Annotated in this window: 13 protein-coding genes; 3 read left to right on the forward strand and 10 right to left on the reverse strand. The window is 37.7% G+C overall.

From position 1 onward, the window contains the following. Window positions 1–404 precede the first annotated feature (404 nt). Together pyrE and rph are read right to left on the reverse strand one after the other, a co-directional pair. On the reverse strand, window positions 405–1049 hold the full coding sequence (gene pyrE, locus H5200_RS10865; RefSeq protein ID WP_145237117.1) for an orotate phosphoribosyltransferase: 645 nt from the start codon (window positions 1047–1049) through the stop codon (window positions 405–407). 20 nt (window positions 1050–1069) lie between these two features. Continuing rightward, window positions 1070–1783: a ribonuclease PH gene (rph, locus tag H5200_RS10870; protein WP_145237114.1), complete on the reverse strand. Its 714-nt coding sequence runs from the start codon at window positions 1781–1783 to the stop codon at window positions 1070–1072. A 178-nt stretch (window positions 1784–1961) separates the two neighbouring features. Here rph and H5200_RS10875 point away from each other — a divergent pair, with 178 nt between their 5' ends. Next, window positions 1962–2822 carry a YicC/YloC family endoribonuclease gene (locus H5200_RS10875; RefSeq protein WP_145237110.1) on the forward strand — a complete coding sequence of 287 codons (861 nt, stop codon included), beginning with the start codon at window positions 1962–1964 and terminating at the stop codon, window positions 2820–2822. A 67-nt stretch (window positions 2823–2889) separates the two neighbouring features. Here the strand turns inward: H5200_RS10875 and H5200_RS10880 are convergent, their stop codons facing one another. Continuing rightward, window positions 2890–4887: a response regulator gene (locus H5200_RS10880; RefSeq protein ID WP_182761490.1), complete on the reverse strand. Its 1998-nt coding sequence runs from the start codon at window positions 4885–4887 to the stop codon at window positions 2890–2892. Window positions 4888–5056: 169 nt separating this feature from the next. On the opposite strand from H5200_RS10880, the gene yvcK reads away from it, so the two are divergent. Further along, a complete protein-coding gene (gene yvcK, locus H5200_RS10885) occupies window positions 5057–5929 on the forward strand; it encodes a uridine diphosphate-N-acetylglucosamine-binding protein YvcK (protein WP_182739713.1) in 873 nt (290 codons plus the stop codon). Here the strand turns inward: yvcK and H5200_RS10890 are convergent. Then, window positions 5926–6258 (reverse strand): Hpt domain-containing protein, encoded by a 333-nt coding sequence (locus H5200_RS10890; RefSeq protein ID WP_149980674.1) that lies wholly within the window; start codon window positions 6256–6258, stop codon window positions 5926–5928. The two genes, yvcK and H5200_RS10890, sit on opposite strands and share 4 nt — an antisense overlap. Window positions 6259–6279: 21 nt before the next feature. Between H5200_RS10890 and H5200_RS10895 the strand changes: the two genes are divergently transcribed. Continuing rightward, window positions 6280–7305, forward strand: a complete 1026-nt coding sequence (locus H5200_RS10895) for a glycosyltransferase family 4 protein (protein ID WP_182739712.1) — start codon at window positions 6280–6282, stop codon at window positions 7303–7305. On the opposite strand, the gene H5200_RS10900 is transcribed toward H5200_RS10895, so the two are convergent. The 6 genes from H5200_RS10900 to H5200_RS10925 all read right to left on the reverse strand — a co-directional run bounded on the left by H5200_RS10900 (window position 7300) and on the right by H5200_RS10925 (window position 14242). Beyond that, the gene (locus tag H5200_RS10900) at window positions 7300–8703 is read right to left on the reverse strand and encodes a sigma-54 dependent transcriptional regulator (protein WP_182739711.1); all 1404 of its coding nucleotides are present in this window, start codon (window positions 8701–8703) and stop codon (window positions 7300–7302) included. The genes H5200_RS10895 and H5200_RS10900 overlap by 6 nt on opposite strands. A 97-nt stretch (window positions 8704–8800) precedes the next feature. Continuing rightward, the gene (locus H5200_RS10905) at window positions 8801–10261 is read right to left on the reverse strand and encodes a SpoIIE family protein phosphatase (protein ID WP_149980671.1); all 1461 of its coding nucleotides are present in this window, start codon (window positions 10259–10261) and stop codon (window positions 8801–8803) included. Window positions 10262–10268: 7 nt separating this feature from the next. Then, entirely contained in the window at window positions 10269–10973 is a 705-nt protein-coding gene (locus tag H5200_RS10910) for an AAA family ATPase (RefSeq protein WP_182732256.1), read from the reverse strand. After that, window positions 10970–13054 (reverse strand): SLBB domain-containing protein, encoded by a 2085-nt coding sequence (locus H5200_RS10915; protein ID WP_182761491.1) that lies wholly within the window; start codon window positions 13052–13054, stop codon window positions 10970–10972. The genes H5200_RS10910 and H5200_RS10915 overlap by 4 nt, the downstream gene beginning before the upstream one ends. Window positions 13055–13058: 4 nt before the next feature. Beyond that, window positions 13059–13913: an OmpA family protein gene (locus H5200_RS10920; RefSeq protein ID WP_182718095.1), complete on the reverse strand. Its 855-nt coding sequence runs from the start codon at window positions 13911–13913 to the stop codon at window positions 13059–13061. Between the two features lie 20 nt (window positions 13914–13933). Next, window positions 13934–14242: an STAS domain-containing protein gene (locus H5200_RS10925; protein WP_149980667.1), complete on the reverse strand. Its 309-nt coding sequence runs from the start codon at window positions 14240–14242 to the stop codon at window positions 13934–13936. Window positions 14243–14376 lie beyond the last annotated feature (134 nt).

A 14376-nucleotide genomic window follows, 5' to 3' on the forward strand; every position in this document is an offset into this window, starting at 1 on the left:
CCACACAGATGATTGCTTTATATTGTTAAAGAACGTTGCGGTTAAAGTTAAACTTTATCTCGCTAGGGCTGCGCATATTACGCTTTCCTATTTTTTTGTCAACACTTAATTTTAAACTTTCTTAATAATCTAAACTCAAGTTTTACTCGACTAACTGATTAACTCTTGCCTCGCTAAGCGTTGCTGTCTGCCGTCTCAGTGGGGTCGCATTATAGGGCGCGGCGAATTTTACGCAAGCGTTTTTTAAATAAAACTTGAAATAAAGTGCTGTTCGTTCAAAATTCAAGCCAAACCCTACAAAAGAAATACTTTTTTAACTTCAAAATAACTTTATACGGTTATAAAACGCAAAAGCCCGATGAAAATCATCGGGCTTTTGTTGAATAGCTTTAAGTATACTTAGGTTAAGCTATACCATATTGCTCACGATAAGCTTTTACTGATGCAAGATGCTCGTTCATAGTACCTTTAGTTTCAAGGTAGCTAATTAAATCTGCAAGTTTTACTATTGAAACTACTTTAGTATTAAAGTCACGTTCTACTTCTTGAATTGCAGACAGTTCGGCTTTGCCTTTTTCTTGACGATCAAGAGCTATCAAGACACCACTTAGATCCGCACCATTTTCTGCAATGATTTCCATAGACTCACGAATAGCTGTGCCAGCAGTGATCACGTCATCTACTAACATGATTTTGCCTTTTAGCTCAGAGCCTACTAATGTGCCGCCTTCACCGTGTGCTTTCTTCTCTTTACGGTTAAAGCAATAAGGCACATCTTTATTGTGATGATCTGCAAGTGCTACTGCGGTAGTTGTTGCAATTGGAATACCTTTATAAGCAGGACCGAATAAAACATCATATTCAATGCCTGCATCTTCAAGGGCGGCAGCATAAAAACGACCAAGACGTGCAAGGTCACGACCTGTATTAAACAACCCCGCATTAAAAAAGTAAGGGCTAGTACGGCCAGACTTTAAAGTAAACTCACCAAACTTTAACACCTGTTTTTCTAAGGCGAATTCAATAAACTCTATTTGATAATCTTTCATTACTATAAACCTATTACTTATTAAGCTAATGCTTGCTTCTGAACGTCAATGATTTCGCGGATTGAATGCTTCGCAAGAGTGAGTAATTCATCAAGCTCATCAAACGAGAAAGGTTCGCCCTCGGCTGTACCCTGCACTTCAATAATTTTACCTGTTTCGGTCAAAATTACGTTCATATCTGTTTCAGCGTCAGAATCTTCTAAATATTCTAAATCACTAATAGCTTGGCCTTTATAAATACCTACCGAAATAGCTGCAATCATAAATTTAAGAGGATTTGAATTGATCATACCCTTGCTACGCATGTGTGTTAACGCATCTACTAGAGCAACACAAGCACCACTGATTGATGCAGTACGAGTTCCGCCATCAGCTTGAATAACATCACAATCAATAGTAATGGTATTTTCGCCTAACGCTTTTAAATCAACTGCGGCACGAAGTGCGCGTGCAATTAAACGTTGAATTTCCATAGTACGACCGCTTTGCTTGCCACGCGCCGCTTCACGGCCATTTCGGGTATGGGTAGAGCGCGGTAACATACCGTACTCAGCTGTGATCCAGCCTTTACCTTGGCCTTTCATAAAACGCGGTACACCTGATTCAACAGTGGCTGTACAAAGTACTTTTGTGTTACCAAACTCAACCAACACAGAGCCTTCAGCATGCAAAGTGTAATTACGTGTAAATGTAACCGGTCTAATTTGGTTAGGTGTTCTTTCGCTTGGACGCATTCACGATCCCCTTAATTCAGAATTTCCCACATTATATGTATATATAGCTGTAGATGCCATGCTGATTTAAACAAAAGCAAATTGTAAAATTCGCAGCAACAAAAATTTCCGCTAGAGCTTAACCAGTGTTACGGTATAATCACTTTTAATATTGTTTAATAAAACTAGGAAACCATCCATGATCCACAGTATGACTGCTTACGCGCGTCGCGAAATAAAAGGCGATTGGGGCACTGGCACGTGGGAAGTTCGTTCAGTTAACCAACGCTACCTTGAAACCTTTATTCGCGCACCTGAGCAATTTCGTGGCATGGAGCCGGTGATCCGTGAGCGCCTACGTAAACATTTACAACGCGGCAAGGTTGAAGTGTTCTTAAAGTTTGTGGCAAACCCAGCCCATGTTGGTGAGCTTTCAATTAATGAGGCGTTGGCTGCACAACTGATCAATAGCGCCAAATGGGTGCAACAACAAAGTAATGGCGATATTAATCCTGTCGACATCTTACGTTGGCCTGGTGTTATGGAAGCTGAAGAACTAGATATGGATAGCGTTAACACCGCACTCATTGCTGGTTTTGATCAAGTGATTGAAGATTTTAAATCTGCACGTGGCGATGAAGGCGCTAATCTTGAAGAAATGATAGCCACTCGTCTTGATGCTATTTTAGAGCAAGTAGCGATAGTTGAAACTCACATGCCAGAAATTGCCAAATGGCAGCGTGAAAAATTAGCACAAAAATTAGAAGATTTAACTGCAAATATTGACGAAGCTCGCCTTGAGCAAGAGCTCATCTACCTTGCACAAAAACAAGACGTAGCTGAAGAACTAGACCGTTTAAAATCTCATGTCAAAGAAACTAAAAAAATCCTTAAAAAAGGTGGCGCTTGTGGTCGTCGTTTAGATTTTATGATGCAAGAGTTTAACCGCGAAGCCAACACCCTCGCCTCTAAATCAATCAATAGCGACATCACCAATGCTGCGGTTGAGCTTAAAGTATTGATAGAGCAAATGCGTGAGCAGATCCAGAATATAGAATAACAAAATTAAAAAAGGCCGTAATTTAAACTCATTACGGCCTTTTTTAATCTGTTGTTATTTATGCGCACTACAGCAAGTTTAAAGATGCTTTTAGAGTCTCAAACTTAATTGGTTTGGTCAGTACTTTATTTATGCCGACTTTAAAGCACGATGCTTTATCGTCGGTTGCGGCATTGGCGGTGAGTGCGTAAATAGGAATATCGCTTAATAATTCATTACGTATGTATTGTGTAGCAGTTAACCCATCCATCGTTGGCATCATAATATCCATTAAAATTAAATCAAACTTTTTGAGCTTCATAAATTCAATCGCTTCGGCGCCATCATTAGCTATTGTCACTTTATGATTTAATTTTTGTAAGAACGCTTTAATTAATACCTGATTGGTTTTGTTGTCTTCAGCAACGAGGATCGATAAAACAGGATGCTCTGCAGATAGTTCAGGCTTCATTTCACTAATAGGTGCTTCTGCAAATGGAATTAAAATAGTAAAAGTACTGCCAAGCCCAAGTTGCGTATCAACAGTAATTGAGCCCCCCATTAACTCAATTAGGTTTTTTGAAATACTTAACCCAAGACCAACTCCTTCATTCTTTCTGTTAATGCCATCGTTAACTTGCCTGAAAGGCTGAAATATAAAAACCAAATCTTTTTTTGCGATACCAACACCAGAGTCTTGGACAGTAAAGTTAAGCTTTCCATCAACAATACTTACGCATAGTAAAATACGTCCAGAGCGCGTAAATTTGAATGCATTTCCAATAATATTAAAGAGTATTTGCCCTAATCTAAACTCATCTCCCATTATAAAGGTAGGTATGTCGTCACTTATTGATACTGAGAAGATAATATCGTCACTGTCTTCTATTATGTGTAACTGCCCTACTATATTTTCTATTAATAATTTTACATTAAGAGGTTTGTTAACCAATAAAATTGTTCCTGATTCGATTTTTGAAAAATCAAGCACATCAGTGATTAAGCCATATAGAATATCAGCACTTGAATTAGCATAGTCCAGCCACTGTCGTTGTTCTTTAGTGAGCTCAGTATCCAGTAATAACTCTATCATCCCCATAATCGCATTCATTGGAGTACGGATCTCGTGTGACATGATCGTTAAAAACTTTGACTTGGTTTGACTGGCCTCTTCAGCTTTTAATTTTTCACTTTCAAGTGCGGCCTCTCGCTCTTTTGAAAAAGTAATATCTTTGGCAATCCCTAAATAACCAATAAAATTTCCCTGATCGTCAAACTGCGATTTGCCATTAAGAGATACCCAAAGGGGCTTAACTGCATAAACTTCAAATTCAAAACCACTAAAATCGTCATACTCTGCAAGTAAAGCTGAGAATTGCTGCCATTTCAGTGTGTTTTTTCGCTCATTAATAGTGAGTAAATTATCAATTTTTTTATTAATAAAAAGTTGAGCGTAAGTGTTATTTTCGCTTTCAATATTATTAACGCTAATAAACGTCATATTAAGATCTGTGCGCCAAAACCACTCACTAGCAAGCTCTTTAAATAAACTAGAGAGTTGAGAAAATTTATCAAGCAGTAAAATAGATTGGTGAGTTTGAGCGTGTAACTTCATTAAGTTCAAAAAAGCATAGAACGCCTGTTGAAAAAACAGCTTTATAAGATCTGAACCTACAACGTCACTGACCTCATTTATGTCTACATTAGTAAAAATAAATATGCCTTGCTCATTGGAGGTGCTAACACTTATCAATAAAGACGCTTTAAGTGCAGTTTTGGCATTGCCCTCTAAAAAATTAAATTCGAGATCTTCTGACGGATTGTTACAAAATGCATAGCTATTTTTTAATACCTGTAAAAACAATCTGCAATGCGGCCATTTCTGATCATAAAAATCAATATTGCTAGTGCCTATAGTTTGATAATGCTTATCAATTTTTTGTAGGATTATACAATCTTGATAATGAAGCAACGGCTGCAAAAAAGCGGAGATAGTCGCTAAAATATCAATTTCATCATTACATTGAGATAATGACTCTAACTGACTTTGTAATTCACTAACAGTAATTAAATCACTATTTTGCATACCGGTTTCCCCACTTAAAATGCATCGCGTTTTGCAAAAAAAACTTAAGCCGATGACATGACTATTTAATATAGAACAAAATTCAATATAAATCATTGAGTTATTTTTTTTGCTAGAGTGGAATGATTTCTGCTTAATTAATGTAAATAACAAACACCAAGGCAAAACGATGAAAATAGTTTGCATAGGCGGTGGGCACGGATTGGCACAAGTTTTAAGCGCAATAAAACCTTTGTGTAATAACTTAACAGCAATCGTTGCAACCACCGATAATGGCGGCAGGACGGGTAGGATTAGAGAAGCACAAAATTGCATCGCCCTTGGTGATATTCGCCGTTGCTGTGTTCAACTAGCGGGTGAAGGTTCAATTGCTCATTCTGTGTATGAACACAGATTTACGAGCGGCGATATTGAAGGTCACAGCTTAGGTAATTTAACTCTTTTAGGTTTGACTCAAGTTATGGCCTCTCCTACTCAGGCTATTGCATGCTTTAATAAACTACTTGGTAATTGTGAAACCGTTTTACCCATGTCTGATATACCAACAGACTTAGTCGCTGAGCTTGATAACGGTGAAAAAGTGTTTGGTGAGTGTGCGATAGATGCCTTAAATTTACTACCTGAGAAAGTATATTTATCTAAAAAAGTACCTGCATCACCAGGCGCTGTTGAAGCTATTTTAAATGCTGACTTAGTGATTATTGGCCCTGGCAGTATCATAACCAGTATTATGCCCGCTTTTTTAATCGACGATATTGCACTCGCTATTCAAAAAACCTCTGCGTGTCGTGTATTTATTGAAAATACAGCGCAAGAGAACAGTGTAATGCAATACACTCATAGTGCAGGTATTGATTGGTTACAAAAAAAGCTCGGCGCTAAAATATACGATTTAAGTATTTCTCCTCCAGCGATTATGGAAATTTTGCAACACGGGAATAAATGCAATAAAACGGGTAAACATTTACATAATATCGATGAGTTAAATAATGTATTTTCAGAATTATTAAAAAGCTCTTTTAATGCAGAAAAACACGCTTAAGCGTTATTAACTAATTGATTAATTTGTTGAAAAGTTTTTTTACTTTGCGAGTCAGCTAATTTTAACAAAGTCCTAACCTCTGGGTTTAAGCCATTGGTCTTAACTTTTTGCTCAATCAGCTGACATGTTTGTGCTAGATGTATTGCACCAAAGCTATAGCTACTGCTTTTTAAGCTATGTGCATGAAGCTCTATATCATTAGTGTTGGTTGAGTTAAGCATTTGTTCTACTAATTTTTTAGACTCGTCAACAAACACTTTGAGTAACTCAATAGCCATGCTGTCGCCAACATCATATTTTAGCTGTTCTATTACAGATATATCTATCATATTTTTCTTTTGAGGTTCGTTATGAATTGCCAGATTATTTTGTTTGTTGACTCTTCCATGATCGGTGGTATTGAAACCCACATCGTGGAACTACACAAACTACTCAGTAAAAATAACGTTTCTTGCTCTGTTTTATTTTATAAAAATCATGGCAATAATGATTTTTATACGTTACTTGATAAGCAAAGCATACGCTATGATTTTCTGCAAGGCACACCTTCGAGTTTAATTAAGCAATTGCGCCGCTACGATGACAATACAGTTATTCATACCCATGGTTATAAAGCGGGTATTTTAGGCCGTTTAGCCTGTAAACTTACTCATAAACATTGTATAAGCACTTACCACGCAGGTGATGCTGGGACAGGTAAAATGTGGCTATATAACAAACTAGACCTGTGGCTTTCATGTTTATCAACCAACTTTGCAGTCTCAGAGCAAATCAGCAAAACAATTAAGAATGCCACATTACTAGAAAACTTTATTGATATCAAAGAACCACCTACGGTTAACTTTTCCTCATCCCCTCTTAGAATTGGATTTGTTGGCCGGTTATCGTATGAAAAAGCTCCTGATATTTTTTATACCTTAGCCGAAAGTATGCAAAACAGTAACAATGTGATGTTTCACCTTTTTGGCGACGGTCCGATGCGCAATACCATCCCGCAACTGGAAAACTTACACTATCATGGTTTAACCAATCGCGACGATATTTGGCATCAAATCGATGTGTTGCTTATCTGCTCAAGAGAGGAAGGTTTACCCATGACATTACTTGAGAGCATGGCGCACCATAAAATCGTAATTAGCAGTCCTGTTGGCGCCATCCCAAGTATCATAAAAAATAATACGAATGGCTTATTAATGAAAACAGGTGATGCACAAGAGTGTCAAAATTGTATTAACGCACTTTTAATACAGTCTCCTGATCAAAAAAGCGCTATGGCACAAGCCGCTTACGTCATGCTTAAAGAAAGGTTTTCTGGTAAAAACCAATTTTTGTTATTACAAAATGCGTACACCGCAAAATCACGCTTACGCTTATAAGTTTTCTTCCCAGCTTTTAATTTTTCTATAAAGGGTAGAAGGGCTAACTTCAAGTAATGCTGCTGCTTTGGGAATATTTGTTGAACATATTTTTATAACACGTTCTATATAGTCTTTTTCTGCTAACCAAAGTGCTTTTATATCACTTTCAATTTGCGGTAACTCTTCAAATTCTTGTATTTTAGTATGAGTAAAGCTTTCGTTTGGCTTGTAATTTGGTATTTCTTTCTGAGAGCTTTGTGGCAAGCTGGGCAACATATTTACATCAATCCACTCTTGGGCATTGAGCACTAAAATATTGCGGATCACATTTTCTAACTGTCTCACGTTACCAGGCCAATCATATTGAGCCAGTAAGCGCTTTACATCCTCTGTAATGCCTTTGTACGGATGTTGCTCTTCGCGAGCTATTTTGATAAACAAAGCTTCTGCTATCTCAATAATGTCTGTACTGCGTTCCCTTAATGGTGGCAACTCAATAGGGATCACATGCAATCTATAATATAAGTCTTCTCGAAACCGTCCGGCTTCGACCTCAACAAGTGGATCTCTGTTGGTTGCACACACAAATCGTACATCAACTTTAACAACTTTTTCACTGCCTACTTGCTGATAAGTGCCGGTTTGAATAAAACGCAACAGCTTACTTTGTAAGTTGACGTCCATTTCGCATAGCTCATCTAAAAATAAGGTACCGCCATCAGCTTGACCCGCAGCCCCGAGACGATTCGCAATAGCTCCTGTAAATGCGCCCTTTAAGTGACCAAAAATTTCACTTTCAATTAAATCTTTAGGGATCGCAGCACAATTTAACGCAACAAAAGGCTTATCAGCGCGATTCGATGCTTGATGTACCGCTCGTGCACAGAGCTCTTTTCCTGTGCCACTTTCACCGGTAATGAACACCGTAGCTTTACTTACCGATGCCGAGCTAATTATTTGATAGACAGATTGCATCTGCTTTGAACTACCAATCAAATCAAAATATCGACCATTTTCGTAGGTATTTTTATATTTCGTGACGGTTTGTTTTAGGTCTTTTATTTTTAGCGCATTGTTTATTGTAATACGAAAGCGCTCTGCCTCAACGGGCTTTTCTAAAAAGTCACTGGCACCGAGCTTGATCGCTTGAATGGCCATTTCTTTTGTCGCATGACCAGTTAAAACAACAACCTGAGGAGAATTATCAGGAGCTAACTTGGCTAAAATATCTAAACCATTCATGTCTGGTAACATGACATCTAATACGATTAGATCAGGCTTTATTTTATCAATAATCGCTAAAGCACTTGCACCATCATTTGCCACCAGAGTATTAACACCTGTAGGAACTAGATAAGATTGATACAACATAGCGAGCGACTGGGTGTCTTCTACAATGAGTATTGTTGGTGGCATAATCCCTTTCCTTTTAGCAGCCCGCTAAGAATTATTTAGATAAAAAATATTAACTTATGAATGTTAAGTTAACTATAGTTACCTCATTAAATCAAATTCAATTAATTATTATTAGTGATGCATCATCAATTTCTTTGGAGAGTGTCACTTGCGAGTTTTTCCATAATGAGTGGGCAAAGTCCTCAGCAGAGTTGCTCTGTGTTGGGATTATTGTTTTTAACTCAGCCATTTCATCTTTGTCAGTAAAGCGATTATCGGTCCAACCATCCGTATAAAGTAAAATATGTTCAATATTTTCTAATTCAGCTTCATAAAGGGTGTATTGATGATCATTAGAAAGGCCTAACAATGGACCGGTTCCCTTTAATTGAGATATTTTTCCATCTTTATCAATAATAACTGGCGGTGGATGTCCGGCATTAAGCCAATACAATTTATTATTTTCTAAAAAACAAATTACCAGTGTAACTAAACTCGATTTGCATAGTTGCTGCTTATAAAGCGCATTATTAAGCGCCACCAGCATGTCTTGATATGCCAATCCAGTTGCTAAAAAGCCACTGATAAAGCCTTTAATCGCAAAGCTTTCTTTAAGTGCTTGCAAGCCGTGCCCCATCATATCACCGAGGATAAAAGCAGTCCCTTCATCATTAATCGGCATAAAAAAGTCACCACCGTTACCGACCGCAATTGAACCAAAAATATGCGCTGTTTTATTATTAGCTAATAACACTTTTGATGGTGTTAAGCCAAATGTGCTCTGATACGATAAGTAAGCGAACCGGTGCGTTACCCTTTCAATACTTTGCAAAAGCTTATTTTTTTTCACTGGTTTAATTAAGTAATCATCGACTCCTAAGCGATTAATTTTACTGATCACTTCTTCGCTGTCATCACCGGTTAACATCACTACCGATAATTGTGATTTGAGATTAGATTTATTTAGTTTTTCTAATAATGGCTCACAAGTGCCTTTTTTTAGTTGGTGATCAAGTAATAAAATACTGGCATCAGAGGTTAAAATAGCCTGCCAACCCGCCTCAATATTTTCGCAGGTGATCACTTGAAACTTGTCTTGAAGATAGGCGCTCATTAATGCAAGCTGGACAACATCATCATCAACATAAATAATACTTGGCCTTTTATCTATGTTAATCAAAGGAAAGGAAAAATAATTTTTAGAGGCTATTGTTTCATACGTTGCATCTGCAAAGTAATGACGAATTAACTCAACCCCCATTCCACCTTCAACTAATTCATGCGATTCGATTGTCCAAGATGAGTCATTTTTTTTGAATAAATTATAAGGCTTCAATTCATCTACAAACGTTAAATGATATGTGTCAGTATTCGTTTGGCTGATGCGCAACATAATAACGTGCTCATCCCCCTGATTATGCCTAATCAAATTAGTGAGGTACTCCGTTGCAACTAAACCGGCAGCATCCGCTTCATCCCGTTTTACTGATAATGCACCCAACACATGTTTTAACACTTGGCGTATCTCGGTTAACGTTGGCCATAACAATTCAAAGCGTCGTTCAAATAATATATCCATAAAGACCTCAATAATGCTTAAACAGCCACTTTTGCCTGTTGATTTTGTTTGTTAAAAACGTACATACTCTTGGCCATTGAGGTCTATATCTTTGTAAAAGTAATAGCATTCGTTCACCCAAAGGTGCAAAACTATATTGGCTCACTAATAATTTAATATTGCTATGGCCAGCTTGTTTAAGCTCTGCAACGCCGTTACACAAAGACTCTTCATCATTAACACCTAAACCAACTGTTACTAAAGTCAGTTCGCTACATAAACTTAAAGAGTGTAGCGGAATATTATTGCGATTGAGCTTTAACGCAGGAGACATATCAAGTAACACATAATCATATTCTTGTTTTAAACGGATCACAGCCTCATTGAGTACATGTTTATTTTTAGCCGAATCAATGGACTCTAAATTATGTATGCTCAAAATATCTATCCCCTGATAAGGTAATACACTTAACTGGCAAGAAATATCATCAAATCGCCATAGCTTAGTTAAGCTAGATAACTGCTTATCTAAGCGAAACGAACTAATGGGGTTAAGATCAATCACCAATACTGACTTATGTTGACTAACTAATCGCTGGGCAACACTGCTACACGCCGTTGATGAACCTTCGCCACCATACAGCGAAATAAATGTAACGCATCGTGCATCACTATCAACGAGGGTATTACAAATCGTTTCTAGCTCATGATACTGCTCTGGAATTAACTTCATAAACTCACCACTAAAGCAATTATTGTTATAAAATCTAAGAAATTATCTTTAAATTGACTTAATAGATCTTGCCCCTTATCTGGTACATATAAAGTATCGCCAGCCCTTAATACCGGAATATTTGCCGAGTTTGGTGATTTTATAAATGCTTCAAGATTGAATACTCGAGACTGCTCTTTACAACAAGAATGATTAACCACAACAATTTTATCAATGAGTGCGGAACTTGATGGCCCACCCGCTTCAGCTAATACATCTAAAATAGACATAGTGTCATCAAAGTTATAGCGACCCGGCTTTTGCACTGCCCCCATAATACGAACCACTCTCTCTTTAGGTGTACGTAACCAGTCTTTATCTTTTTCAGGAATAAAAATAGTGTCTCCGGGCAACACATGTGGAAAGAGAGTTTCATCTCCGGTTTCAAAATACAGAGCTAAATCAAGCTTGCTAACCTTGGCACTATTACCATTACGGTGCGTTACTCTTATGTTGCGAATATCAGCATTGCCATTAGGGCCATCTGCAGCGGCTAAAATATCAATAAAATGCATATTATCATTAAACGCGTAGCGCCCAGGAGAGCCCACTTGACCCATAATATAAATAGACTTACTCGACGCTTGGCGTATCCATTGTGATTTATTATCGCCAGGGTCAACTGGCAACTCCTCTACAATCACTGTATCGCCTGCGATCAAATTTGGTAGCGCTGTTTTTCCATCAGTAATAGTGTACTTTTCGAGGTCGAAACGCTGAGTGACATCACCATTACGTAATATTTTAATATCATTAATATTGGCCCCTTTGGTTGGCCCGCCCGCATGAGCTAATAAATCGGTAAAATCCATTTCACCACTCCATTCATAACGTCCGGGAGATTGAATGGCACCAATAATTTTAATCGCACGTTTAGTCGGAATTTTTAACCAGCTTTTTTCGTTTACATCTGTTTTTTCGGGCACGAAAATAACATCACCAGGATTTAAATCAGGTACTTTTGTCGTAATGCTACCTTCACTGTAACCTTGTAAATCAAATAAAATACTTTCACCTTGCGGGGTTAATATTTTTATCTGTCGCGTTTCTGCAAAGCGTGTTGGCCCCCCTGCATTAGCTAAAATATCTAGAAAATTGGTACTATCTGCAGCCTCGTAAGCTCCAGGCTTTTGCACTTCCCCCATGATATAAACAGTCCGAGAAGTGGTGTTTACATCATCGACCATTATTGGCACATATATGGTTGAACCAGCTTTGAGAAGCGGCATATTCTTATCAGTGGGTTTATCTAAATATGCTTTTAAATCAAATATCACTGGGGACTTATCGACAATGACTCTAATTTTAGTCACATCAGCATAGCGTGTTACTCCCTCGGCACGCATTAATGCATCTAAGATGGTCATATTTTCTTTAAACGAAAAGCTACCAGGATTATGTACTTCGCCCAAAATTGTAATAGCGCTATTGTCACTGGCATCTCCCGTTGCGCTAAGTGTTTGTGCATCAAAGTCTATTTGTACATTACCAAGTAAAGGAGATACCGGTACAAACACCGTATCTTCACTTTTAAGGGTTGGAAGTAAGCTAATATTACCTGTATCTAAATAGGCTTTGTAATTAAACTCAATCACCTCATCGCCTCGTCTTATTTGCAAACGATCGAGCTGAGCGCCAGGCTTTAAACCATTCGCTTTAGCTATTACCATTTGAATATTACCATCATCAGGAATACTGACTTGGGAAGGCGTAATGACATAACCCATCACATTAATAAATATATCTCGGCTGCGGATCTCCACATAAAAGTCATCTATCGCAACAAACAACTCAGCCAAAACCGGTTTTAACTCAAGTTCGATTTGCGCCACTGTTTTATTGGCAACATTAAATTGCCCTACTTCAGGTATGTTGATCTGGCCTTTTTTATCTACTTCAAACGTGCCATCAAATTCAACCTCGCCAGGCACATATAAAAAGAGTTTATTACCCGCTTGCACAATTGAGTTATCCGCTTCATTTGCCGCAAAGCTGTTGGTCGCTAAAAAAAACAAAACAAATATTGTGAAAAAATATTTCATTATTTTACTCCTTTTTGCTTTGTATTATTTTAGTCCAGTTCATCAGCGCTTTAGCTTTATTGCTTTCTAAGCCTTGCGTGTTTGCGTCTAGAATTATTGCTTCAACTCTTCGGTCTGAATGACGTGTACTCTCAGTTTCTGCGGCATCACTGTAAGACTGCAAACTTCCTTGCGTTAGGGTTGTAATATTTTGCTGTGGCACGCCATAAACGCCAAGCCAATGCTTCACCGTATCGGCACGCTTAAGTGCCAACTCATAATTACTCCCTGAATCTCCAACCGCGTCAGTGTGACCCACAAGTAAAATATTAATACTGCCTAGTTGCTTCGCTAAATCTGCAGCTTGAGCAACTCGTACGGCATATTTAGGGGTTATTTCAAACGCATTAAATGCAAATTGATTATCGCTATTCAATAGCTGTGCAATTTGTTTTTTGATACTAAATGACGCAGGTTGCTCATTAGTCGTAGAGGCACAATCCGTAACTTTTCTAACCGTATCAAAGTGATTCGTTAACTGATTAAGCCCATGATAATGAATCAGTAAATCATGCTCAGCATCTTCCCACATTTGCCCAGCGATTAATCTACGAATACGATTTTCATAAATTTGTGCTTTTAATAGTTGCGCAGGCATACAAGCTTTAATATCTTGCGATTTTAATAACTCAAGTTTAAGTACAAGGTGTTCAAATTCACTCTTAACAACGTCCTCGGGCTGAGTGAAGTTTTCATCGTACTGCTCATCGGCTAATGGATAGTTTTGATACTTTTCAGCTAAGCCACCTTGGCCGTCATCAGGCCAAGAAGCACAGCCGCCTAAAAACATTATAATAACAATTACTATGCGTGCCTTCATTGTACTCTCCCTGATACCTTTTATATTGAGTCAATAAATGGAATGGTTTTATCGACTCTTAATAAGTTCATTAGCTTAAACGGCTGCCCCGTTACATTAAGTAAAGATAGCTTATTACTTTGTTTTTCAATTCTTTTGTATAGAAAAACAATAGCACCTATTCCTGAAGAGTCGATAAATTCGGTCTTAGTAAAATCGAGAATCACGAAGTGTGTGCCTTGCTCGACTAGCTGTTCAAACTGATCTTTTAACTCATCGACAGCAAAGCCGGAGAAATCATTAGGAAGTACGACAACTGTTTGTTCTACTTTATTGGCTAAATTTTTCATCTGAATCACCTATTAAAATATAAATACAAATAGACTATTACAAGAAGAATGCCAGAATTAACAAACTGATATTTAAGGGTTTTAAATTATTTGATACTATTTTTTAGAGGAGGGATGCATAATGCAATTGCTTT

The organism is Pseudoalteromonas sp. SG43-7, assembly GCF_014164295.1.
Taxonomy (GTDB): Bacteria; Pseudomonadota; Gammaproteobacteria; order Enterobacterales; family Alteromonadaceae; genus Pseudoalteromonas; species Pseudoalteromonas rhizosphaerae.

What these genes read in the sequence shown, in the direction of transcription:
- pyrE (WP_145237117.1), bottom strand. Translation starts at nt 1,049, where the DNA reads ATGAAAGATTATCAAATAGAGTTTATTGAATTCGCCTTAGAAAAACAG.
- rph (WP_145237114.1), bottom strand. Translation starts at nt 1,783, where the DNA reads ATGCGTCCAAGCGAAAGAACACCTAACCAAATTAGACCGGTTACATTT.
- H5200_RS10875 (WP_145237110.1), top strand. Translation starts at nt 1,962, where the DNA reads ATGATCCACAGTATGACTGCTTACGCGCGTCGCGAAATAAAAGGCGAT.
- H5200_RS10880 (WP_182761490.1), bottom strand. Translation starts at nt 4,887, where the DNA reads ATGCAAAATAGTGATTTAATTACTGTTAGTGAATTACAAAGTCAGTTA.
- yvcK (WP_182739713.1), top strand. Translation starts at nt 5,057, where the DNA reads ATGAAAATAGTTTGCATAGGCGGTGGGCACGGATTGGCACAAGTTTTA.
- H5200_RS10890 (WP_149980674.1), bottom strand. Translation starts at nt 6,258, where the DNA reads ATGATAGATATATCTGTAATAGAACAGCTAAAATATGATGTTGGCGAC.
- H5200_RS10895 (WP_182739712.1), top strand. Translation starts at nt 6,280, where the DNA reads ATGAATTGCCAGATTATTTTGTTTGTTGACTCTTCCATGATCGGTGGT.
- H5200_RS10900 (WP_182739711.1), bottom strand. Translation starts at nt 8,703, where the DNA reads ATGCCACCAACAATACTCATTGTAGAAGACACCCAGTCGCTCGCTATG.
- H5200_RS10905 (WP_149980671.1), bottom strand. Translation starts at nt 10,261, where the DNA reads ATGGATATATTATTTGAACGACGCTTTGAATTGTTATGGCCAACGTTA.
- H5200_RS10910 (WP_182732256.1), bottom strand. Translation starts at nt 10,973, where the DNA reads ATGAAGTTAATTCCAGAGCAGTATCATGAGCTAGAAACGATTTGTAAT.
- H5200_RS10915 (WP_182761491.1), bottom strand. Translation starts at nt 13,054, where the DNA reads ATGAAATATTTTTTCACAATATTTGTTTTGTTTTTTTTAGCGACCAAC.
- H5200_RS10920 (WP_182718095.1), bottom strand. Translation starts at nt 13,913, where the DNA reads ATGAAGGCACGCATAGTAATTGTTATTATAATGTTTTTAGGCGGCTGT.
- H5200_RS10925 (WP_149980667.1), bottom strand. Translation starts at nt 14,242, where the DNA reads ATGAAAAATTTAGCCAATAAAGTAGAACAAACAGTTGTCGTACTTCCT.